At 77.4% G+C, this 21,914-nt stretch carries 17 protein-coding genes, 1 pseudogene and 1 riboswitch; of the genes and pseudogenes, 3 read left to right on the top strand and 15 right to left on the bottom strand.

The genetic code is table 11. From position 1 onward, the window contains the following. The first annotated feature begins 106 nt into the window (after positions 1-106). The 3 genes from ACFY23_RS26295 to ACFY23_RS26285 all read left to right on the top strand — a co-directional run bounded on the left by ACFY23_RS26295 (position 107) and on the right by ACFY23_RS26285 (position 1,937). Positions 107-865, top strand: coding sequence for a class I SAM-dependent methyltransferase (locus tag ACFY23_RS26295; protein WP_350685164.1), 759 nt, complete (start codon positions 107-109; stop codon positions 863-865). 224 nt (positions 866-1,089) lie between these two features. Beyond that, positions 1,090-1,578: a CrcB family protein gene (locus tag ACFY23_RS26290; protein ID WP_350685163.1), complete on the top strand. Its 489-nt coding sequence runs from the start codon at positions 1,090-1,092 to the stop codon at positions 1,576-1,578. Beyond that, positions 1,575-1,937, top strand: a complete 363-nt coding sequence (locus ACFY23_RS26285; protein ID WP_350685162.1) for a CrcB family protein — start codon at positions 1,575-1,577, stop codon at positions 1,935-1,937. Before ACFY23_RS26290 ends, ACFY23_RS26285 begins: the two co-directional genes overlap by 4 nt. A 126-nt stretch (positions 1,938-2,063) precedes the next feature. Here ACFY23_RS26285 and cobA read toward each other — a convergent pair whose 3' ends face one another. From cobA to ACFY23_RS26210, 15 genes and pseudogenes are all read right to left on the bottom strand, one after another. After that, on the bottom strand, positions 2,064-3,755 hold the full coding sequence (gene cobA, locus ACFY23_RS26280) for a uroporphyrinogen-III C-methyltransferase (RefSeq protein ID WP_350685161.1): 1,692 nt from the start codon (positions 3,753-3,755) through the stop codon (positions 2,064-2,066). Continuing rightward, complete coding sequence (locus ACFY23_RS26275; RefSeq protein ID WP_350685160.1) at positions 3,752-4,342, bottom strand: precorrin-8X methylmutase; 591 nt, start codon at positions 4,340-4,342, stop codon at positions 3,752-3,754. The genes cobA and ACFY23_RS26275 overlap by 4 nt, the downstream gene beginning before the upstream one ends. Then, positions 4,339-5,331 carry a HoxN/HupN/NixA family nickel/cobalt transporter gene (locus ACFY23_RS26270; RefSeq protein ID WP_387038134.1) on the bottom strand — a complete coding sequence of 331 codons (993 nt, stop codon included), beginning with the start codon at positions 5,329-5,331 and terminating at the stop codon, positions 4,339-4,341. The genes ACFY23_RS26275 and ACFY23_RS26270 overlap by 4 nt, the downstream gene beginning before the upstream one ends. Before the next feature lie 63 nt (positions 5,332-5,394). Continuing rightward, positions 5,395-5,618: pseudogene (locus ACFY23_RS26265) on the bottom strand (4Fe-4S binding protein); the annotation flags it as partial. After that, complete coding sequence (cobJ, locus tag ACFY23_RS26260) at positions 5,606-7,321, bottom strand: precorrin-3B C(17)-methyltransferase (RefSeq protein ID WP_350685157.1); 1,716 nt, start codon at positions 7,319-7,321, stop codon at positions 5,606-5,608. The gene cobJ and the pseudogene ACFY23_RS26265, both read right to left, overlap by 13 nt. Next, a complete protein-coding gene (gene cbiE / locus ACFY23_RS26255; RefSeq protein ID WP_350819382.1) occupies positions 7,318-8,559 on the bottom strand; it encodes a precorrin-6y C5,15-methyltransferase (decarboxylating) subunit CbiE in 1,242 nt (413 codons plus the stop codon). Before cbiE ends, cobJ begins: the two co-directional genes overlap by 4 nt. Beyond that, the gene (locus ACFY23_RS26250; RefSeq protein WP_350686802.1) at positions 8,547-9,692 is read right to left on the bottom strand and encodes a cobalt-precorrin-5B (C(1))-methyltransferase; all 1,146 of its coding nucleotides are present in this window, start codon (positions 9,690-9,692) and stop codon (positions 8,547-8,549) included. The genes cbiE and ACFY23_RS26250 overlap by 13 nt, the downstream gene beginning before the upstream one ends. Further along, positions 9,689-10,567, bottom strand: coding sequence for a precorrin-4 C(11)-methyltransferase (gene cobM, locus ACFY23_RS26245; protein ID WP_350686803.1), 879 nt, complete (start codon positions 10,565-10,567; stop codon positions 9,689-9,691). The genes ACFY23_RS26250 and cobM overlap by 4 nt, the downstream gene beginning before the upstream one ends. Beyond that, a complete protein-coding gene (gene cobI / locus ACFY23_RS26240) occupies positions 10,564-11,343 on the bottom strand; it encodes a precorrin-2 C(20)-methyltransferase (protein WP_350686807.1) in 780 nt (259 codons plus the stop codon). Before cobI ends, cobM begins: the two co-directional genes overlap by 4 nt. 83 nt (positions 11,344-11,426) lie before the next feature. Beyond that, complete coding sequence (locus ACFY23_RS26235) at positions 11,427-12,764, bottom strand: cobyrinate a,c-diamide synthase (RefSeq protein ID WP_350819413.1); 1,338 nt, start codon at positions 12,762-12,764, stop codon at positions 11,427-11,429. A gap of 95 nt (positions 12,765-12,859) precedes the next feature. Beyond that, complete coding sequence (cobO, locus tag ACFY23_RS26230; protein WP_350686804.1) at positions 12,860-13,471, bottom strand: cob(I)yrinic acid a,c-diamide adenosyltransferase; 612 nt, start codon at positions 13,469-13,471, stop codon at positions 12,860-12,862. A gap of 106 nt (positions 13,472-13,577) precedes the next feature. Continuing rightward, positions 13,578-15,791 carry a putative cobaltochelatase gene (locus ACFY23_RS26225; protein WP_387038038.1) on the bottom strand — a complete coding sequence of 738 codons (2,214 nt, stop codon included), beginning with the start codon at positions 15,789-15,791 and terminating at the stop codon, positions 13,578-13,580. Further along, positions 15,788-19,456 carry a cobaltochelatase subunit CobN gene (gene cobN, locus ACFY23_RS26220; protein WP_350681908.1) on the bottom strand — a complete coding sequence of 1,223 codons (3,669 nt, stop codon included), beginning with the start codon at positions 19,454-19,456 and terminating at the stop codon, positions 15,788-15,790. Before cobN ends, ACFY23_RS26225 begins: the two co-directional genes overlap by 4 nt. Positions 19,457-19,822: 366 nt before the next feature. Beyond that, positions 19,823-19,952, bottom strand: a riboswitch (cobalamin riboswitch). Positions 19,953-20,065: 113 nt separating this feature from the next. Further along, a complete protein-coding gene (locus ACFY23_RS26215) occupies positions 20,066-20,722 on the bottom strand; it encodes a response regulator transcription factor (RefSeq protein WP_350681910.1) in 657 nt (218 codons plus the stop codon). Further along, positions 20,715-21,866: a sensor histidine kinase gene (locus tag ACFY23_RS26210; RefSeq protein WP_350681912.1), complete on the bottom strand. Its 1,152-nt coding sequence runs from the start codon at positions 21,864-21,866 to the stop codon at positions 20,715-20,717. The genes ACFY23_RS26215 and ACFY23_RS26210 overlap by 8 nt, the downstream gene beginning before the upstream one ends. Between the last annotated feature and the right edge of the window lie 48 nt (positions 21,867-21,914).

The raw sequence follows: 21,914 nt of genomic DNA, 5'->3' as shown, positions 1-21,914 counted from the left end.
CCCCGCCGGCCCCACCCGGACCGTCGTGCTGCAACAGTCCCGCAGTTGCAAATTACTGGCAACAAGGTCTGGACAACGCTCTCGGCCAGTAACTAGCCTCATCGCCATGAGTCCTTACATCAGCAACGCCGCCGCCTGGCAGGAGAGCTGGGACCGCCAGCAGGAGGCGTACCTGCCGGACCGGGAGCACCGGTTCGCCGCGATGCTCGACGCGGTCGAGGCGGTCCTCGACGGCGGGCGCCCCCGCCTGCTCGACCTGGCCGGCGGCACCGGCACCATCTCCGCCCGGGCACTGGGCCGCTTCCCCGACGCCGAGATCACCCTGGTCGACCTCGATCCCGCGCTGCTGGCCATCGCCGGGGCGACGTTCGGCGACCGGGTCACCGTGGTCGAGGCCGACCTGGGGCAGCCGGAGTGGACGACCGCGCTGCCGGTGCGGGAGTACGACGCGGTGCTCACCGCCACCGCGCTGCACTGGCTGCCGGGCGAGCGGCTGGCCCGTCTCTACGCCGAGCTGCGCGGCCTGCTGCGCCCCGGCGGGATCCTGCTCAACGCCGACCACATGCCCGACGACGCGCTGCCGGAGCTGACCAAGCGCCTGCTGGACAGCGCGCGCACCCGGCGCGAGGCCCGGTACGCCAGCGGCGCCGTGCTGTCCTGGTCGGACTGGTGGCAGCGGGCGGCGGCCGACCCGGCACTCGCCCCGCTGGTGGCACGGCGGCGCGAGATCTACCCGACCGGACACAGCCCGGAGTGGAACCCGCCGGTCTCCTGGCACCTGGCGGCGCTGACCGACGCCGGTTTCACCGAGGCCGGCGTGCTCTGGCGGGGCGGCGCCGACGCCGCCGTCGCGGCGGTGCGCTGACCCGGCGCGCCACGGCACGGGTCGGCCGTCCCCGGCCGACCCGGCGGCACGCCGGCCGGCAGGGCCGCCGGCCTGCCCGGGGGCGGCGCGCAGGCCGGTCCCGAGCCCCGGGGAGCGGTGCCGCGCGGCGCGCGGAGCGTCGGCCGACCCGCACGACACCGGCCCGGCGGCCGGGGCCGTCGGCGTTATGCTGCGACGACGGCCGGATTGCGGCCGACGGCACCGTGGGAGGAGACGTGACCGGCCCCGCCGAGCCGTCGCGCGTCGATCCGGACGTCGACCTGCGGGTCCCGGCCGACCGCGACGAACTCGCCGCGCGTCCGGCAGCGGTGCTGGCCGCCGTCTCCGCCGGCGGTGTGCTCGGCGCGCTGGCCCGGGCCGGCCTCCAGGCCGCCGTCCCGCACTCCCCCGCCACGTTCGGCTGGGCCACCTTCGGCGTCAACGTGAGCGGGTGCCTGCTGATCGGTGTGCTGATGGCGGTGCTCTGCCACGCCGGCGGCGGCCGACCGCTGGCCCGCCCGTTCATCGGCGTGGGCGTGCTCGGCGGTTACACGACCTTCTCCACCTACGCGGTCGACGCGCACCAGGCGCTGCTCGCCGGCGCCCCCGGCACCGCCCTGGCCTCCCTCGGCGCCACGCTGGTCGGCGCGCTGCTCGCGGTCTGGGTCGGCGAGGCCGCCGCCGGGCGGCTGCTCGCCCGGGGCGGCCGGTGACCGCCCTGCTCGTGGCGCTCGGCGCGGCGCTCGGCGCCCCGCTGCGCTACCTCACCGACCGGGCCGTGCAGGCCCGCCTCGGCGCCGGCTTCCCGTGGGGCACGCTGACGGTCAACGTCCTGGGGTCGCTGCTGCTCGGCGCGGTCACCGGCCTGCCGGCGGGCCCCGCGCTCACCGCGTCGGTCGGCACCGGCTTCTGCGGGGCGCTGACCACCTGGTCCACCCTGAGCTACGAGACGCTGCGGCTGGCCCGGGCGGGGCGGCGGCTTGCCGCGCTGGCCAACGTGGCCCTCAGCGTCGCCGCCGGCCTCGCCGCGGCCAGCGCCGGCTACGCCCTCGCCCGCGCGGCCACCGGCTGACCGGTCACCCGCGCCGCCGACGTCGCACCCGACGGCGGTGCGGGTGACCGTCCACGGCCGCCCACCGGCGATCCGAGGTGAGCCGCGCGGACCGGTCGGCAGGAGCACCGGCGACACCCGGCCGTCCTACGAAACCGGACCCGCCGCCGCGCCGGTCGGGCGCAGCCGCACCACCGGCCCGAGCACGAACACCGCCGGCGGACGGACTTCCTCCCGAGCGGCCAACCCGCCCACCTCGTCCAGCCGGGACGACCAGGTGCGCTGCCCCGGCTGCCCACCGTCGGCCACCACGAGCACGGGGGTGTCCGGGGCGCGGCCGTGCTCCACCAGCACCGCCGCGATCTTGGCGATGGTGTCCACCGCCATCAGCAGCACCACGGTGCCCCGGGAGCGCCCCAGCGCCGCCCAGTCCACGAGGGAGTCGGGGTGCCCCGGCGGCAGGTGCCCGGAGACGACGGTGACGTCGTGGGCGACGCCCCGGTGGGTGACCGGGACGCCGGCCAGGGCCGGCACGGCCACCGCGCTGGTCACCCCGGGTACCAGCACGGTCTCGACCCCGGCTGCGGCGCACGCCTGGACCTCCTCGTGGCCCCGGCCGAAGACGTACGGGTCGCCGCCCTTGAGCCGGACCACCCGCCTGCCCGCGCGGGCGTACGCGATCAGGGTGTCGTTGATGGTGTCCTGCGACATCGACGGCCCGCGTGGCACCTTGGCGGCGTCGACCAGCACCACGTCCGGGCGCAGCCCGGTGAGCAGCCCGCGCGGGGCGAGCCGGTCGGCGACCACCACGTCGGCGCTGTCCAGCAGGGCCTTGCCCCGTACCGTGATCAGGTCGTCGGGGCCGGGGCCGCCACCCACCACCGCGACCTGCCCCGGGCGCAGGCCGGGCCGCTGGTCGTGGTGGTGATGATGTCCGCCGTGGTGATGGTCCCCGTGGTGGTGGTGGTGGTGGCCGTGGCCGTCGACCGGGTCGTCGGGATGGTCGTGCGGGGTCTGCGGCCGGCCCACCTTGTCCGCGAAGCCCGGCATCAGCACCCGGTACGCGCAGGTGTCGCAGTTCATCCGGATGTCGCCACGCCGCGCCTCGGCGTGCCGTTCGAGGACGAGGTCGGCGAGGGCGTCGCAGTCGCCGATCAGGTCGGCCACCCGCACGTCCAGGTCGGGGTGGGCAGCGGCGAAGTCGGCCGACTGGGCGACGATCCGGTCGGGCAGCACCCCGGCGAAGAGGAAGTACGGGGCGACGACGATCCGCCGCGCGCCGAGCCGGCGCAGCCGGTCCAGCACCGCCGGCACCGACGGCTCGGCAAGGGAGATGAAGCCCGGCTCGACGCCGGCGTAGCCGCGCCCCTCCCAGAGCAGCCGGGCCACCTTGGCCACCTCGGCGTTGGCGTCCGGGTCGGTGGAGCCGCGCCCGATCAGCGCCACCCAGGTGCCGGCCCGGTCGTCGCCGGCCAGCGCGGCGTCGATGCGCTGCTCCAGGGCGGTGTGCAGCAGCGGGTGCGGGCCCAGCGGCCGGCCGTAGACGTAGCTGAGCCCGGGGTGGCGCTGCCGTTCGCGGGCCAGCGCGGCGGGGATGTCGCCCTTGCCGTGGCCGGCGGCGGTCAGCACCAGCGGCAACGCCACCAGCGACCGGTGTCCCCGGTCGACGAGCGCGCCCACCGCGTCGGTCAGCGGCGGCCGGGACAGCTCGATGAAGCCGCCCTCGACGTCACCGACCGCGCCGGCGGCGCGCCGGCGCACCCGCTCCACGAACGCCACGAACTGGTCGACCCCGGCCGCGCTGCGCGTACCGTGCCCGACGATGACCAGAGCGGTCAATGCTCCTCCTCCACGTACAGCAGGGCGTTGAGGGCGGCGGCGGCGACCGCCGAGCCGCCCTTCTCGCCCCGGTTGGACACCCCGGGCAGGCCGCTGGCCCGCAGCGCCGCCTTCGACTCGGCGGCGCCCACGAAGCCCACCGGCAGCCCGACGACCAGCGCCGGCCGGGCGTCCAGGGTGATCAGTTCCTCCAGCGCGGTCGGCGCGCAGCCGACCACCCACACCGCGCCGGGGCCGACCCGGTCCAGGGCGATCCGCACCGCCGCCGCCGACCGGGTGATCCCGGCCGCGCGGGCCAGGTCGGCGGCGGCCGGCTCGGCGACCGGGCAGACGGTCTGCCGACCGGTGATGCCGGCGGCCACCATCGCCACGTCGGTGACCACCGGCGCGCCCGCGCGCAGGGCGGCCAGCCCGCCGGCCAGGGCCGCCTCGTCGCACACCAGGTCGGTGACGTAGTCGAGGTCGGCGCTGGCGTGCACCACCCGCTCGGTGACGGCCCGGGTCAGCGGCGGCAGGTGCGCGAGGTCCACCCGGGAGCGCAGGATCCGGTACGACTCCCGCTCGATGGGGTGCACGACCCGGCTCACGGCCGCACCGTCCCGGCGCCGTAGCGCTCGTCGTAGCGGCGCAGCTTCCACAGCGCCACCGCGCCGCCCCAGGCGAGCACGAAGAGGGCCACGACGGCGTACCCGAGCTGCTCGAAGTGGTCGGCGATGCCCGCGTACCAGGACAGCGCCGACACCCCGAGGTGGTCGACCAGCAGGCCTGCGGCGTAGACGCTGGCGACCAGGCCGCCGACCAGCACCGTCACCGCCGTGGTCGCCAGGTTGTAGTAGAGCCGCCGGGCCGGGTGCCGGTACGCCCACGAGTAGGCGCGGCTCATCAGCAGGCTGTCGGCGGTGTCCATGGCGGACATCCCGGCGGCGAAGAGCAGCGGCAGGGTGAGCAGGGCGAGCACGGGCAGCCCGCCGGCGGCGGCGGTGCTCGCCGACAGGGCGAGCAGGGTCACCTCGCTGGCGGTCTCCAGGCCGAGGCCGAAGAGGAACCCGACCGGCGCCATGTGCCAGGAGGAGCGCACCAGCGCGCGGGCCCGGGAGCCGAGCACCCGCTGCACCAGCCCCCGGTTGAGCAGGTGCAGGTCCAGCTCGCGCTCGTCCAGGTCGCCGTGGCGCAGCCGCCGCCACAGTCGCGCCAGGCCGGCCAGCACCGCCGCGTTGAGCACCGCGACCAGGGCGAGGAACAGCGTGGCGGTGAGGATCGCGACGGTCGCGCCCACCTCGCGGGCCTCGGCCAGCCCGGGGCCGGCGAGGTTGGCCGAGGCGAGGCCGACGACCAGGGCCAGCAGCAGCACCACGCCGCTGTGCCCGAGCGCGAAGAAGAAGCCGACGCCGACGGGGCGCCGCCCGCGCAGCAGCATCAGCCGGGTGGTGTCGTCGATCGCCGCGATGTGGTCGGCGTCGAAGGCGTGCCGCACCCCGAGCAGGTACGCCAGCGTGCCCGCCCCGGCGAGACCACCCGCCGCGGCGGGCTGGTTGTTCCAGTACAGGTAGAGGCTCCAGCCGGCGACGTGCAGCACGGCGACGGCGAGCACGATGCCGCCGAGGCGTACCCGTTCGGCACGGCTCCACCGGCCGGCCGGGGGTGCGGCGCTGACCGCGGTCGGACTCATCGGCTTCCTCCACTTTCGTCGGGGTCGGTGGCGCGGATCGCGTCCACCGGGCAGATCTCCAGGCATTCCAGGCAGCCGGTGCAGCGGTCCGCGCGGACGGCGAGGCCGCCGGGCACCGGCCGGATGGCGTGTGTCGGGCAGGTGCGCAGGCAGGCGCCGCAGCCCTGGCAGGCGCCGATGGTCACCGCCGCCACCGGTACCCCCGCGGGGTGACCATCCGGCCGGCGACCACCCGGGTCTGGCTGCTGCCCACCACCACGACGCTGTACATGTCGACCAGCTCGGGGTCGAAGTCGGCCAGGGTGGCCAGGTGCACCCGCTCGTCGGGGCGGCTGGCGTTGCGCACCACCCCGACCGGGGTGTCCGGCGGCCGGTGCGCGGCGAAGACCTCCAGCGCCGCGCCGAGCTGCCAGTCCCGGGCGCGGCTGCGCGGGTTGTAGAGCAGCGCCACGAAGTCGCCCTCGGCCGCGGCGGCCACCCGGCGCGCGATGACCTCCCACGGGGTGTGCAGGTCGGACAGGCTCAGGTAGGCGTGATCGTGGCCGAGCGGCGCCCCGAGCAGGGCGCCGGCGGCGAGGGCAGCGGTCACCCCGGGCACCCCGACCACGTCGATCCGCTCGTCGGCGTACTCCAGGGCGGGGCTCGCCATCGCGTACACGCCGGCGTCGCCGGAGCCGACCAGCGCGACGGCGTGACCGGCCACGGCCTCGGCGACGGCGGCGCGGGCCCGTTCCTCCTCGGCGCCGAGGCCGCTGGCGAGCACCCGGGTGCCGGGGCGGAGCAGGTCGCGGACCTGGTCGACGTACTGGTCGAGGCCGACGACCACGGCGGCGCGGCGCAGCTCGGCCACCGCGCGTCCGGTGCGCAGGTCGGGCGCGCCGGGGCCGAGGCCGACGATCGCCAGCCGGCCGCGCGGGGCGTGCCGGGCCACGGCCACGGTGGCCATCGCCGTCGCGGTCTTCGGCACCAGCAGCGCGGCGTCGCCGCCGAGCAGCGCCGCGGCCTCGGCGACGCTGGGGGTGCCGACGGCGGCGCGGACCACCTCGCTGGGGTGCGGCACGTCGACCGCCGCCAGCTCCGCCGCCGGATGCGTCACCAGGGGTACGCCGAGCGCGTCGGCGGTCGCCCGGATGCCCGCCTCGTCGGCCTTGATGTCGGCGCTGGCCAGGTGCCGCAGGCTGGCCGGGCTGAGGCCGGCCTCGGCGAGCACCCGGTCCAGCAGGCCGCGCACCTCGGCGGCGGGCACACCCCGGCTGGCCCCCACCCCGGCGACCAACGACGGGGGCCGCAGCACGGCCGTCCGGTCGTCGAGCGGCACCACCCGGTCGGTGACCAGCAACCGGTACCCGGCCGGCGCCGGGGCGGGGCGCACGTTGTCGGGCAGGGCGGGCAGCGGCCAGGCGGCGTCGGCGACCAGGGTGACCGGCTCGCCGTCGAGGATGGCGCGGCTGACGGCGGCGACCGCGCCCTCGACGGGCCAGCCGAGCGTGTCCAGCCCGGGCAGGCCGGCGGCGTCGGTGGCGGTGGTGACCACCGGGGCGGCGTCGAGCAGGGCGCCGACCCGCCCGGCGAGGTCGTTGGCGCCCCCGGCGTGCCCGCCGAGCAGCGCGACCGCGTGCCGGGCCGCCTCGTCGACCACCACCACGGCCGGGTCGGTGTGCTTGTCGCCGAGCAGCGGCGCGAGGACGCGCACCACCGCCCCGGTGGCCAGGAACGCCACCACCGCGTCGCACTCGGCCCAGGCGGCGCGCAGCGCGTCCGCGACGGTGTCCGCCGTGACGAGGCGGGCGTGCGGCCAGGCGTCGGCGAGGGTGCGGGCGTGCCGCCGCCCGGCGGCGGTGGCGGCGACGAGCCCGATCCGGGTCGGCTGGTCCGTGGCGGTGGGCGGGTGGTTCACGGGCGCTCCCCGGTGAGGACGACCACCGGGTTGGTGGCCGCGAGTCGGATGGATCCGCCGGGCAGGTCGGCGAGGCGGGCGGCGGAGAGCTGGACGCCCTCGACGGCGTAGCCGGCGGCGCGCAGCAGCCCGACCGCCGGGGCTACCCGGTCGACGGCGGCGAGGGTCACCACCACCCGGTCCGGCCGGCGGTGCGCCACGGCGGCGAGCACGTCGGTGCCGCCGCCCCCGACGAAGACGGCGTCCGGGTCGGGCAGCCCGTGCAGCGCCCCGGGGGCGGCGCCGACCACCAGCCGGACGTCGACGCCGTGCCGGGCGGCGTTGGCGCGGACCGGCGCCGTCGGGTCGCGGTCCACCGCGACCACGGCCGCGCCGAGCAGGGCGCACTCGATGCCGACCGAGCCGCTGCCGGCGCCGACGTCCCAGACCAGCCGGCCGAGGCGGGGGCGCAGCCGGGCCACGGCGAGGGCGCGTACCTCCGACTTGGTGATCATGGAGGCGCGGTGCGTGTAGGCGGACTCGGGCAGCGCCCACCCGCCGGCCGGCGCGGCGGCCGGCTGGTTGTCCGACCGCATCCCGGCGGCGCCGAGCTCCCCGGCGAGGCTGAGCAGCACGTGCGGGTCGGCCCAGTCGCGGGCGGCGGCCGCCTCGGGGGTGGTTTCGGTGAGCCGCTCGGCGTCGGTGCCGAGGTGCTCGGCGACGACCAGCCGGCGGGCCCAGCCGACGAGGCCGGCGCCCAGCTCGGCGGCCCCGGCGCCGGGGGCGGTGAGCACCGCGACGGCGGGCAGCGCCCGGCAGGCGTTCAGCGCAGGTCGCGGGTCCCGGCCGTGGGCGGTGACCACGGCCGCGCCATCCCAGGGCAGCCCGGCGCGGGCGAACGCGGCGGCCACGCTGGACACGGCCGGCAGCACCCGCAGCGGCAGCCCGGCCGCCCGCAGCCGCCGGACGATCCCGAACAGCCCGGGGTCCCCGCTGGCCAGCACCACGGCGTCCGTCCCGGCGGCGACGGCGGCGGCCAGCCGGTCCAGCGCCGGCGCGAGCGGCCCGAGGGCGACGGTGTCGGCGCCGGCCGGCAGGCGTACGGCGGCCAGGTGCCGGGCGGCGCCCACCACCAGCCGGGCCCCGGCGAGCACGGGCGCGGCGGCGGGGTGCGGCGGCCCCCCTCCGGCGTCGATCCCCACCACGGTCACGGCCGGCCCGGCGCTCCCGGCGGGCGGGCTCCCGGTCACGCCGCCCACCGGCCCGACGAGGCGACGACCCGGTCGCCCGCGAAGTCCACCATCGCCACGTCGACGGTGACCGCGTTCCCGGCGAACCGGAGCAGCACCTGGCGTACCCGCCGGCAGAGCAGGTCACCGGCGGCGCCGAGCAGCCCGGCGGCCTCCCACAGCTCGTACGCGTGCCGCCCGGTGTTCGCCGCGACGACCGCCGCCACCAGGTCGGGGTCGCCGCCCGCCTCGGCGGTGACGTCGCCGAGCAGGGACAGGTCCACCTTGGACCGCGTGTAGTGGGTCATCAGGATGCCGGCGGCGAGCTTCGCCAGCTTGCCGGCCATCCCGACGAAGACCACCCCGGTCATCCCGTCGCCGACGGCGGCGGTGACCGCCGCGCCGGTGAAGTCGCCGACCTCGACGAAGCACACCTCGGGCAGCTCGGGCAGCAGCGCGCGGGCGGCCCGCTCGGTACGCCCGCCGGTGCACAGCACCACGGTCCGCTCCCCCTGGGCGGCCATCACGTGCACCGCCTGCACCACGCTGGCCCGCCAGGAGGCGGTGGAGAACGGGCGGACGATGCCGGTGGTGCCGAGGATGGAGATGCCGCCGAGGATGCCGAGCCGCCGGTTGGTGGTCTTGCGCGCCATGATCTCGCCGCGCGGCACGCTGACCACCACGCGGACGCCCACCTCGGTCAGGTCGACCACCTCGGCGACCGCCTGGCCGATCATCCGGCGCGGGGTCTCGTTGATCGCCGGCCCGCCGACGGGCAACCCGAGGCCCGGCCTGGTGACCGTGCCGACGCCCGGCCCGCCGTCGAGCCGCAGCCCGGGCGCGTCCCGCCAGGCGACGGTGACGGTCAGCTCGGCGCCGTGCGTGACGTCCGGGTCGTCGCCGGCGTCCTTGACCACCACGGCCTCCGCCGACGTGCCGCCGTCGACCTCGCAGCGGGCCACCGGGAAGCGGACCCGCCGGCCGGCGGGCAGCCCGATCTCCACCTCCCGCTGCGGCACGCCGGTGACCAGGGCGGTCACCGCCGCCTTCGCCGCCGCCGTCGCGCAGGCGCCGGTGGTCCAGCCCGTGCGCAGCGCGGTGGGCCGGACCTTCGCCGTACGTGGCAGGTCCGGCTCGCGCAACGGCGGCTCGGCGTACGTCATCCGGCGTGCCCGTCCCCCGCCGTCGCGCCGGCCCGGGCGCGGCGCAGGTCGGCGCGGGCCGCCGGCTCGGCCCGCCGGAACGTGTGGAAGTGCCCGGGGTGGTAGAGGTGCGAGCGGGTGCCGGCGGCGGCGAGCGCCGGGCCGACCAGGAAGAGGGTGTGCTTCCAGAGCTTGTGCTCCTTGACCGTGGCCTCCAGGTCGCCGAGCGCGCACCGCACCACCAGCTCGTCCGGCCAGGTCGCCTGGTACGCCACCACGACCGGGGTGTCGGGCGGGTAGCCGCCGGCCAGCAGCTCGGACTGCGCCTGCCCGGAGCGGGCGGCGGAGAGGAACAGCGCCATGGTGGTGCCGTGCCGGGCGAACTCGCGGACCCGCTCGCCGGGCGGCATCGGGGTCTTGCCGCCCTCCAGCCGGGTCAGGATCACCGACTGGGCGACCTCGGGGATGGTGAGTTCCCGGCCGACGATCGCCGCGACGGCGGTGAACGACGAGACGCCCGGGACGATCTCCACGGCCAGCCCGAGCGCCCGGCACAGGTCGAGCTGCTCCTGCACCGCGCCCCACAGCGCCGGGTCGCCGGAGTGGATCCGCGCCACGGTCAGCCCCTCGGCGGCGGCCCGCTCGTAGAGCGGCAGCACCCCCTCGATCGGCAGCCGCGACGAGTCGACGATCTCCGCGTCGGGGCGGGCGTGGGCGAGCACGTCGGCGTGCACCAGGCTGGCCGCCCAGACCACCACGTCGGCGGCGCCGATCACCCGGGCGGCGCGCAGGGTCAGCAGGTCGGCCGCGCCGGGGCCGGCCCCGACGAACCACACCTTGCCCGTGCTGGTCGGCCCGCCGTCGTCGGCGCGGTCCGCGATCGGCGCGGTGGTCACAGTTTTCCTCCCCTACGGTCCCGGCGGGCGGGGACCAGCAGCGTCGACAGGTACGGCAGGTCGTCGGCGGCGTCGGTGACCGGACCGATCCGCTCGCCGGGCAGCCCGAGGCCCCGGCCCAGCACGGCGTCACCCAGGCGGCCCTGCCGGCGCAGCTCGGCGACCAGGTCGGCGTGCCGCCGCCAGCCCTTGTAGGCCACGACGGTGCCCGGGCCGGCGAGCGCGTCGGCGAAGAGCGCCAGCCCGGCGGTGGCCGGCAGCAGGGTCAGCGGCTCCCGGCCCTCGCAGAGCGGCACGCCGCTGCGCGCCGCGAGGTCCTGCATGGCGGTGATCCCGGGGACCGTGCGCACCTCGACCGCCGGGCGGCGGGCGCGGACGGTCTGCGCCAGGTAGCCGAAGGTCGAGTAGACGTTCGGGTCGCCGATGGTGGCGAAGGCGAGCGCGCGGGCGCCGCCGTCGACCGCGTCCACCACGGCCCGGGCGGCGTCGTCCCAGGCGCGTTCCCGGCGCGCGGTCACCCCGCCCCGGTCGTTGAGGGCGAACGGCAGCCGGCGCAGCCGGTCCGGCGCGACGTGCGCGGCCACGGTGGTCTCGGCCCGCCCGGGGGGCGCGTCGCCGTCCGTGGCGAGGCGGTCCATCACCGGTACGAACACCAGGTCCGCCTCGGTCAGCACCCGGACCGCCCGGAGGGTGAGCAGTTCCGGGTCGCCGGGACCGACCCCGACGCCGGTCAGCGTGGCGGTGCGGCCGTCCCCGCCCGGCGTCCCGCCGCGCACGGTCACCCGCTCGCCGCTCTTGTGCGCGCTCGCCGGCTCACCGTTCTCGTGCCCGGTCACCCGCTCGCCGTTCTCGTGCCCGGTCACCGGCTCGCCGCCTCGACCAGGCGGCGGGCGGCGTGCGGGTGCCCGGCCCAGTGGGTGTGCAGGTAGGAGGCGTGCACCCGGCCGGCGACGAAGCCGTGGTCGGCGCCGTCCCAGCGCCACGCCGGCCGGTCGCCGTGCCCCGGGTCGGTGACGGTGCGGTGGAACTCGTGGCCGCGTACCGGGTCGCCGGGGCGGTGCAGCGGGGAGCCGGTGACGGCGACGGCGTCCCGGTAGCCGAGGGTGAGCCGGCCGGTCATCCGGGCGGTGAGGTCGAGCCGGCCGCACATGGGCACGCCGTCGAGGGACCGGCCGAGGTAGAGCAGCCCGGCGCACTCGGCGACGACCGGGCCGTCGAAGCCGGCCAGCTCGGCCCGGAGCGTGGCGTTGTCGGCGAGCTGTGGCGCGTACGCCTCGGGGAAGCCGCCGCCGACGACCACCGCGCGGGTGCCGGCGGGCAGGCCCGGGTCGCGCAGCGGGTCGAAGGGGACGACGGTGGCGCCGGCGGCGGCGAGCAGCTCGGCGGTCTCGGCGTAGGAGAAGGTGAAGGCCGGACCGCCGGCGACCGCGACCACCGGGCGCTCGTCGCCGGCGGGGCCACCCACGGCCGCGACCGGGTCCCAGGCGGGCGCGTGCAGCGGCGCGGCGGTGCGGGCCAGCTCGAGCACCGCGTCGAGGTCCACGGTGGACGTCACGAGGTCGGCGAGGGCGGCCACGATGGCCAGCGACTCCGGCGCCCGCTCGGCGACGGGCACCAGCCCGAGGTGGCGCGCCGGGGCGGCGACCTCGGCGGCGCGGCTGACCGCCCCGAGCACCGGCACGTCCACCTCGGCGAGGGCGTCGCGCAGCAGGGACTCGTGCCGGGGGGAGCCGACCCGGTTGAGGATCACCCCGCCGATCCGCACGCCGGGGTCGAACGCGGCCATGCCCAGGGCGAGCGCGGCGGCGGACCGGCCCTGCGCGGTGGTGTCCAGCACCAGCAGCACCGGCGCGTCCACGAGCCGGGCGACGTGCGCGGTGGAGGCGTACCCGCGGCGGCCGACCGCGCCGTCGTGCAGCCCCATCACCCCCTCGATCACGGCGATGTCGGCGGGCGTCGGAGTGGCGGCGCCGTGCCGCAGCAGCGACGCGATCCGCTCCTCGCCGACCAGCCACGGATCGAGGTTGCGGCCGGGGCGGCCGGCGGCGAGCGCGTGGTAGCCGGGGTCGATGTAGTCGGGGCCGACCTTGTGCGGGCTGACGGCCAGGCCGCGGCGGCGCAGCGCGGCGAGCAGCCCGGTGGCGACGGTGGTCTTGCCGTGCCCGCTGGCGGGCGCGGCGACCACCACCCGGGGCAGTGCCCACGGCGCGGCCGAATCCTCGGCGGTCGGGTGCCCGGCGGGCGCGGTCGGCCCGTCGGGGCGGCGCTGGTCGGTGCGCCGGGTGGGGCCGCTCACCATTCGATGCCCTTCTGGCCCTTCTGGCCGGCGTCCATCGGGTGCTTGACCTTGGTCAGCTCGGCGACCAGGTCGGCGGCGTCGACCAGGCGCGGGTCGGCGTCCCGGCCGGTGATCACGACGTGCTGGAAGCCGGGGCGGTTCGCGAGGGTGTCGACCACCTCGTCGACGTCCACCCAGCCCCACTTCATCGGGTAGGTGAACTCGTCGAGCACGTACAGGCCGTAGCGCTCGGCGGCCAGGTCGCGCTGGATCTGCCGCCAGCCCTCCAGGGCGTCGGCGGCGTGGTCGGCGTCGCCGCCGCGCTGGATCCAGGACCAGCCCTCGCCCATCTTGTGCCAGGCCACCGGGGCGCCCTGCCCGGTGCGCTCGTGCACCTCGCCGAGGGCGCGGAAGGCGTTCTCCTCGCCCACCCGCCACTTGGCGCTCTTGACGAACTGGAACACCCCGATCGGCAGCCCTGCGGTCCAGGCGCGCAGCGCCAGCCCGAACGCGGCGGTCGACTTCCCCTTCATCTGCCCGGTGTGGACCACCAGCAACGGCCGGTTGCGCCGCTGCCGCGTCGTCAACCCGTCGGCGGGCACGTGGGACGGCTTCCCCTGCGGCATCAGGCAACGCTCCTCTTCTGCGCCCCGGCGGTCGCGGTGGCGGTGGCTGTGGCTGTGGCTGTGGCGATCTTGCAGTTTGCGCCCGCGTTTTCGGCGCTTTCGTCCGTCATGCCGGGGCGCGAAGTGCACGATCGCGGGGCTGGGCGGGGTGGGTGGCGAGGTCGGTGAGGGGGGCGGTGGCGACCTCGTCGAGCCGGTGGTGGTCGGCGCCCAGCTGTGCGGCGAGGCGGCGGGCCAGGCCCAGGCGGACCGGGCCGGACTCGCAGTCCACGACGACGCAGGGGGCGCCGGTGGCGGCGAGCACGGCCGCCGCGCGGGCCGACCGGTCGAGCGGGCGCTCCCCGGCGGTGGCCCGGCCGTCGGTGACGACCAGCACCAGGGGCCGGCGCTTCGGGTCGCGCAACCGCTCCACCCGCAGCAGGTCGGCGGCGGCGAGCAGCCCCTCGGCCAGCGGCGTGCGCCCGCCGGTGGGCAGGTCGGCCAGCCGCGTGGAGGCCGCGAGCACCGAGGAGGTGGCCGGCAGCAGGGTCTGCGCGGCGGCCCCCCGGAAGGCGACCACCGCGACCTTGTCCCGGCGCTGATAGGCGTCGGTGAGCAGGGCGAGGACGGCGCCCTTGACGGCGGCCATCCGGGCCCGGGCGCCCATCGAGCCGCTGGCGTCGACCACGAAGACCACCAGGTTGCCCTCGCGTCCCTCGCGGACGGCCTCGCGGACGTCCTCGGGGCGCAGCCGCAGCGGCCCGGCGACGCGGCCCCTGGTGTGCTGGTGCGGGGCGGCGGCCCGCAGCGTCGCCGGCAGGTGCAGCGCCCCGGCCCGGCCGGCCGGCACCCGCGCCCCGGTGGTGCGCCCCCGCCCGGTGCGGGCGCGGGAGCGCCGGCCGGGCACCCCGTCGCCGATCCCCGGTGCGGTGAGCAGCCGCGCCCTCAGCCCCTGCCAGGGTACGGCCACCGGCTGCCCGCCCGTGCCGGGCCGGCCGGGCGCCGGTTCGGCCCGGCCGGTCCCGCCGTCGGCGCCGGCGTCGGCCGAGCTCACGTCGTCGGCCCGTCCGGGCGCCTGGTCACGGTCGGACCGGTCGGGCCAGGCGCCGTCGGGCCCGTTCCCCTCAGCCCGGTCCCGGCCGGCGTCGCCGTCGCGCCGGGAACCCGACCCGTTCGCGTCGCCCGCCGCGTCCGGTCCGGGGCCGCCGTCGTCCCGGGATCCGCCGTCGTCGGGGGTGTTGCCGGGGCCACCGGGGCCGCCCTGCGGGCCGGGGCCGCGCGGGTCGTCGCCCGGACCGCCGGGACCGCCCGGGTCGTCGTCGGGGTCGTCGTCGCGGGCCCGGTCCAGGGCCTCGTCGAGGCGCTTCTCGTCCAGCCCCGGCGTGTCGAACGGGTCCCGGCGGCGGCGGTGCGGCAGCGCCAGCCGGGCGGCGACCCGGACGTCCTCCACCGTGACCACGTCCCGACCGTGCCAGGCGGCGTGCGCCAGCGCGGTGCGGGCGGTGACGATGTCGGCGCGCATGCCGTCCACGTCGAACGCCGCGCACACCTCGGCGATCTGACGCAGCGCGGCGTCGGGCAGCAGCACCCGGTCGAGCCGGCCCCGGGCGGCGGCCACCCGACGGGCGATCTCCGCGTCGGCGTCGGCCCAGCGGGCGGCGAAGCCGGCCGGGTCGGCGTCGGCGGCGAGCCGGCGGCGGACCACCTCCACCCGGACCGCCGGGTCCCGGCTGGCACCCACCTCCACCGTCAGGCCGAACCGGTCCAGCAACTGCGGGCGCAGCTCCCCCTCCTCCGGGTTCATCGTGCCGACCAGCAGGAACCGGGACGCGTGGCTGACCGAGACGCCCTCCCGCTCCACGTGGCAGCGGCCCATCGCGGCGGCGTCGAGGAGCAGGTCGACCAGGTGGTCGTGGAGCAGGTTGACCTCGTCGACGTAGAGCACGCCGCGGTGGGCGGCGGCCAGCAGGCCGGGCTCGAACGCGCGGACGCCCTCGCCGAGCGCCTTCTCCAGGTCGAGCGAGCCGACGACCCGGTCCTCGGCCGCGCCGACCGGCAGCTCCACCAGCCGCGCGGGACGCCGCTCGGCGGCCGGTTCGTCGGTATGCGGGCCGTCCGGGCAGGACGGGTCGGGTGTCGCCGGGTCGCAGGCGAAGCGGCAGCCGGCCACCCGGTCCACCGGCGGCAGCAGCGCGGCCAGGGCCCGTACGGCGGTCGACTTGGCGGTGCCCTTCTCGCCGCGGACGAGCACCCCGCCGATCGCCGGGGAGACCGCGTTGAGCAGCAGGGCGAGCCGCATGTCGTCCATGCCCAGCACCGCGCTGAACGGATAGGTGGTCATGCGCGATCCTCCAGGTCGCCCTCGCTGGCCAGGTACGTCTCGCGGAGCCGGTCCAGGGTGGCCGGCTCGGGCGCGGCCCACAGGCCCCGGTCGGCCGCCTCGAGCAGCCGCTCGGTGATGCCGCGCAGCGCCCACGGGTTCGACTGCTCCAGGAACTCGCGGGTGGTCTCGTCGAAGACGTACGCGGCGGCCAGGTGCTCGTACATCCAGTCGTCCACGACGCCGGCGGTGGCGTCGTAGCCGAACAGGTAGTCCACGGTGGCGGCCAGCTCGAACGCGCCCTTGTAGCCGTGCCGGCGCATCGCGGCGATCCACTTCGGGTTGACCACCCGGGCGCGGAACACCCGCCGGGTCTCCTCGCCGAGGGTGCGGGTGCGCACGTCGTGCGGCATGGCCGAGTCCCCCACGTACGCGGCCGGGGCGGCACCGGTGAGGTGGCGGACCATCGCCACCATCCCGCCGTGGTACTGGAAGTAGTCGTCGGAGTCGACGATGTCGTGCTCGCGGGTGTCCTGGTTCTTCACCGCCACCGCGATCCGGGCGAAGGAGCGCTCCATGTCGGCCCGCGCCTCCCGCCCGTCCAGCCCCCGGCCGTAGGCGTAGCCGCCCCAGACGGCGTACACCTCGGCGAGGTCGGCGTCGCTGCGCCAGTTGCGGGCGTCGATCAGCGGCAGCAGCCCGGCCCCGTACGCGCCCGGCTTGGAGCCGAAGACGCGGGCGGTGGCCCGCCGCTCGTCGCCGTGCTCGGCGAGGTCGGCGGCGACGTGCGCGCGGACGAAGTTCTGCTCGGCGGGCTCGTCCAGGGCGGCGACCAGCCGCACCGCGTCGTCGATCAACGCGACCACGTGCGGGAAGGCGTCCCGGAAGAACCCGGAGATCCGCACGGTCACGTCGATCCGGGGGCGGCCCAGCTCGGCCGTCGGCACCACCTCGACGCCGGTGACCCGGCGGGAGCGGTCGTCCCAGGTGGGGCGGCAGCCCAGCAGCGCGAGCACCTCGGCGACGTCGTCGCCCTGGGTGCGCATGGCGCTGGTGCCCCAGACGGTCAGGCCGACGGAGCGCGGGTACTCCCCGGTGTCGGCGAGGTGCCGGGCGAGCAGCGAGTCGGCCAGGGCCACCCCGACGTCCCAGGCGTTGCGGCTGGGGATGGCCTTCGGGTCGACGGAGTAGAAGTTCCGGCCGGTGGGGAGCACGTTGACCAGGCCCCGGGTGGGCGAGCCGGACGGCCCGGGCGGGACGAACCGCCCGTCGAGCGCGCCCACCACCCGGTCGATCTCGTCGGTGGTGCGGTCGAGCCGGGGCACCAGCTCGGTGGCGGCGAAGCGGAGCACCGCGGCGGCGTCCGCGACGGCCCGACCGGTGACCTCCTCGACCACGGCGTCGACCTTGTCGGCGTCCCAGCCGAGGGTCTCCATGCCGACGACCAGCCGGCGCGCGAGGGCCTCGATCAGGTCGACGGCGTCGGCGGCGGTGCCGGCCGGCCCGTCGACGGTGTCGGTCAGCGCCTCGGGCACGGCCAGCCGCTCCCCCGGCGCGGCGAGCAGCGCCTGCTCGTCGAGCCCGTACGCGGCGGCGAGCGCCTGGCGCAGGCCGGGCAGGGCACGTGCGCCGCCCCAGACCTGCGGGGCGCGCAGCACGGCGAGGACGAGGTTGACCCGGGGCTCGCCGGTGGGCGCGGCGGCCAGGATGTGCAGGCCGTCGCGAATCTGCACGTCCTTGACCTCGCAGAGGTACCCGTCGAGGTGCAGCACGAAGTCGTCGAAGTCGTCGGCGTCGGGCATGTCCTCGGTGTGCAGGTCGTGGTGCAGCTCGGCGGCGCGCACCAGCTCCCAGATCTGCGCCTGCACGGTGGGCACCTTGGCCGGGTCGAGCGCCTGCACGGTGGCGTACTCGTCGAGGAGCTGCTCCAGCTTCGCCAGGTCGCCGTACGTCTCGGCGCGGGCCATCGGCGGCACCAGGTGGTCGACGACGACGGCGTGCGCGCGGCGCTTGGCCTGGGTGCCCTCGCCGGGGTCGTTGACGATGAACGGGTAGACCAGCGGCAGGTCGCCGAGGACGGCGTCCGGGGCGCAGTCGGCGGCCAGGCCGAGGCCCTTGCCGGGCAGCCACTCGAGGGTGCCGTGCTTGCCCAGGTGCACCACCGCGTCGGCGCCGAAGCCTCCGTCGGCCGCCGGCGCGGCCAGCCAGCGGTACGCGGCCAGGTAGTGGTGGCTCGGCGGCAGATCCGGGTCGTGGTAGATGGCGATCGGATTCTCCCCGAAGCCGCGCGGCGGCTGGATCAGCAGCACCACGTTGCCGAAGCGCAGCCCGGCCAGCACGATGTCGCCACCGTCGGTGTAGAGCCCGCCGGGCGGCTCCCCCCAGTGGGCGAGCATCCGCTCCCGCAGCTCCGCCGGCGCCTCGTCGAACCAGCGCCGGTACGTCTCCCCCGGCACCCGCGCCTCGGCGGCGGCGAGCTGCTCCGGGGTGAGCCACTCGACGTCGTGTCCCCCGGCGGCGATGAGGGCGTGGATGAGCGCGTCGCCGTCGTCGGGCACCGGGGCGTCGCCGAGGTGGTAGCCGGCCTCGGCGAGGGCGGCGAGCAGCCGGACCGCCGAGGCCGGGGTGTCCAGGCCGACGGCGTTGCCCACCCGGGAGTGCTTCGTCGGGTAGGAGCTGAGCACGACCGCGAGCCGCTTGTCGGCGTTGGGCACGTGCCGCAGCCGGGCGTGGCGCACGGCGATGCCGGCCACCCGGGCGGCCCGCTCCGGGTCGGCGACGTAGCTGGAGAGCCCGTCGGCGTCGATCCGCTTGAACGAGAACGGCACGGTGACGATCCGGCCGTCGAACTCGGGGACGGCCACCTGCATCGCGGCGTCCAGGGGGGACAGTCCCGCGTCGCTGCCGGCCCACTGCTCGCGGGTGCTGGTGAGGCAGAGCGCCTGGATCACCGGCACGTCGAGGGCGGCGAGCGCGCCCACGTCCCAGGCGTCCTCGTCGCCCCCGCCGGAGGCGTCGGCGGCGACCGTGCCGCCGGCGGCGAGCACGGTGACCAGCAGGGCGTCGCAGCGGCCGAAGAGCCCGAGCGGCCCCGCGCCGGCGGTGAGGCCGCGCAGCGAACCGCAGAAGATCGGCAGCGGGTTGCCGCCGGCCGCGTCGACGGCGTCGGCGAGGGCGTCGACGAAGCCGGTGTTGCCGGCGAGGGCGTGCGCCCGGTAGAAGACGATCCCGATGGTCGGCCGGTCGGGTCGCGCGGGACGGTCGCCGTGGACGCCGTACGTCGGGGTGGGCGCGGGCGGGGCGAACCCCTCTCCGGTGAGCAGCACCGTGTCGGAGAGGAACCGGGCGAGCTGGGCGAGGTTCTCCGGGCCGCCCTCCACCAGGTAGGCGAGCGCCTGGGTGGCCACCCCGGCGGGGACGGTGGAGGCCGCCATCAGCTCCGCGTCCGGCAGGGCCTCGCCGCTGAGCACGACCGTGGGCACGCCGGAGGCGAGGACCGCGGCGAGCCCGTCCGGCCACGCCTGCCGGCCGCCGAGCAGGCGTACGACCGCGAGGTCCGCGCCGTCGAGCAGCGCCGGCACGGCGTCGGCGGCGAGCCGGGCGGGGTTGGCGAGCCGGTAGTCGGCGCCGCTGGCGCGGGCGGCCAGCAGGTCGGTGTCGGCGGTGGAGAGCAGCAGGATGCGCACGGACAGCTCCGGAGAGTGACGCCCGGGCCGGCGCGGAGGCGACCGGGGCGAGGCGAGGGATGGACGCGGTTCAGCGGTTCCGGCGGGCCGGGAAACGGCTCACCGGCGGGCCGGCGGGGTCGGGCGGCGCGGTGCGGGCGTCAGGGACGGGCGACGCGTCCGACCGCTGCGGGGCGGCCGGGGGCCGGCACACCACGGCCGGCCGGACGCGCGGCGCGACGGCCGGACGGGGCTGCGGACATGCGGCTGCTCGCCGGCGCGCTGTCGCGCCTGGGCACGATGCGACGATGATCGTCGATGGCGGAGACGCGGTGCGTCATCGGGTCCTCCTCGGGTGTCCACGCCCTGGGGTCACTCCGACGGCCGAAGTATCCTGGCTCCCGGATCGACGCTCACCCCCGGCCTTCCAACCGCGCACGCACGGTCGTGACTCACGAGGGGGGATCGCTCCCCGGTGACAGTGGCGGGACCGCGCCGGAATCGCACCGGCTTCCTTCACTGCCGTCAGGCCGCGAATGCTGCCACACCCCCGGTCCCCCGGTCAACGCCACCGGATCGGACGCTCGGCCCCGCTGGGGCGGCGCAGCGCTCGCGACGGTCGACGCCAGCTCACCGGTCGGCGAGCCCGGATTCGTAGCCCGCGATCACCAGTTGGGCCCGGTCGCGGACGGCCAGCTTCGTCAGCAACCGGCCGATGTGCGTCTTGACGGTGCCCCGACTGAGGTGCAGGTGCTGCTCGATCTCGGTGTTGGACATCCCACGGGTGATCAACGTCAACACCTCCCGCTCCCGCGGCGTCACCCCGTCGAGCCTGCCCGGCACCCGCCGCGCCGCCGGCAGGCGGGTGAACTCGGCGATGAGCCGACGGGTGACGCTGGGGGCCAGCAGCGCCTCGCCCGCGGCGACCACCCTGATCGCGTCGAGCAGCCGTGCGGGCGACGTGTCCTTGAGCAGGAAGCCGCTCGCCCCGGCGCGCAGCGCCCGGTACACGTAGTCGTCGAGGTCGAACGTGGTGAGCACGAGCACCCGGGGCGCGTCCCGGCCGGCGGTGACCTGCGCGGTGGCGGCGATACCGTCCATCTCGGGCATCCGGACGTCCATCAGGACCACCTCGGGCGCGTGTGTCCTCGTGAGTTCGACGGCCGCGCGCCCGGTGCCCGCCTCGGCCACCACGGTCATTCCCGGGGTGGCGTCGACCAGCAGCCGGAGGGTGCCGCGCAGCAGCGCGTCGTCGTCGGCCAGGAGCACACGTACGGGCTCACCCATCGTCCGACACCGCCGGGGTGAACGGCAGCCGGGCGCGGACGGCGAAGCCGCCGCCAGGCTCGACGCCGGCCTCCAGGGTGCCGCCGTGCATCACGGCCCGCTCGTGCATCCCCCGCAGCCCGTGGCCGGGCGGCCCGACGGCACGCCCCCGCCCCGCGTCGTCGACCACGGCGACGGCCAGCGCCCCGGGCTCGACCGTGACGGTGAGCCGACAGCGGGTCGGGCCGGCGTGGCGCAGCACGTTGGTGAGCGCCTCCTGCACGATGCGGTACGCCGAGGCCTGCACGGCCGCGGGCACCCGAGTCAGGTCGGCCGCCCGATCGACGTCGACGGTGACACCGGCGGACCGGACGGTCTCGACCAGCCGGTCGAGTTCGGCGAAGCTCGGCGCGGTGTCGGCTGGGTCGCGCAGCGCGCCGAGCACGACCCGGATGTCGTCGAGCGCGCTCCGGCTGACCCGCTCGATCGTGCCCAGGGCGGCCCGGCCCTGCTCGGGATGGCTGCCCGCGAGATGGTTGGCGACGGCCGCCTTCATGGCGATCAGGCTGAGGCTGTGCCCGACCACGTCGTGGATGTCCCGGGCGATGCGCAACCGTTCCTCGGCCACCGCCTGGTCGGCGCGCGACGCGGCGAGTTGGGCGACGTGCCGTCGTCGGGCGCGTACCGCGCGGGCGAGCGCCCACGAAGCGGCGACGACGGTCGCGGCGTAGAGGAGGACCGGGACCGGCGTGGCGGCGAACGACTCCTCCCCCGCCCGGATCGGGACGATCGGCAGCCCGGGGACCGTGCCGCCCGCCAACCCCCCGGCCGTGAGGGCAGCCAGCGCCCCGACCAGCGCCCACCCGCCGCTCCGGGTCGAGGTGGACAGGGCGACCGGGTAGAGCGCGAACGCGACCGCGAACACCACCGCGTCGCCGGCGACCCCGACGGCGACCGCCACCGCCCCGGCCAGCACCACGACGGTGAGCACCGGCGCCGGCCAGCGCCGGCGGACGGCGAGCGGAGGCCCGAACAGCACCGCCAGGACCCCGGCGAGCGCCGGGGCGTCGGGCGTCCGGAACACCGTGAGGAACATCAGGGCGGCGCCCACCAGCGCGTCGATCGCCATCAACTGTCGCGGCCCGAGCCGCCCCGAGGTGACCACCGGGCAACGGTATCCACCGGCCGGCCGCCGGGGCGTCGGACCACGGGC

The organism is Micromonospora sp. NPDC000121, from assembly GCF_042899165.1.
In the GTDB taxonomy this organism is placed as follows: domain Bacteria; phylum Actinomycetota; class Actinomycetes; order Mycobacteriales; family Micromonosporaceae; genus Micromonospora.
This window is presented reverse-complemented; position numbering and strand designations above follow the sequence as displayed.

Coding starts and splice junctions, on each gene's coding strand:
- ACFY23_RS26225 (WP_387038038.1), bottom strand. CDS start 15,791: ATGACCACCTATCCGTTCAGCGCGGTGCTGGGCATGGACGACATGCGG.
- ACFY23_RS26215 (WP_350681910.1), bottom strand. CDS start 20,722: ATGGGTGAGCCCGTACGTGTGCTCCTGGCCGACGACGACGCGCTGCTG.
- ACFY23_RS26295 (WP_350685164.1), top strand. CDS start 107: ATGAGTCCTTACATCAGCAACGCCGCCGCCTGGCAGGAGAGCTGGGAC.
- ACFY23_RS26250 (WP_350686802.1), bottom strand. CDS start 9,692: ATGACGTACGCCGAGCCGCCGTTGCGCGAGCCGGACCTGCCACGTACG.
- cobO (WP_350686804.1), bottom strand. CDS start 13,471: ATGCCGCAGGGGAAGCCGTCCCACGTGCCCGCCGACGGGTTGACGACG.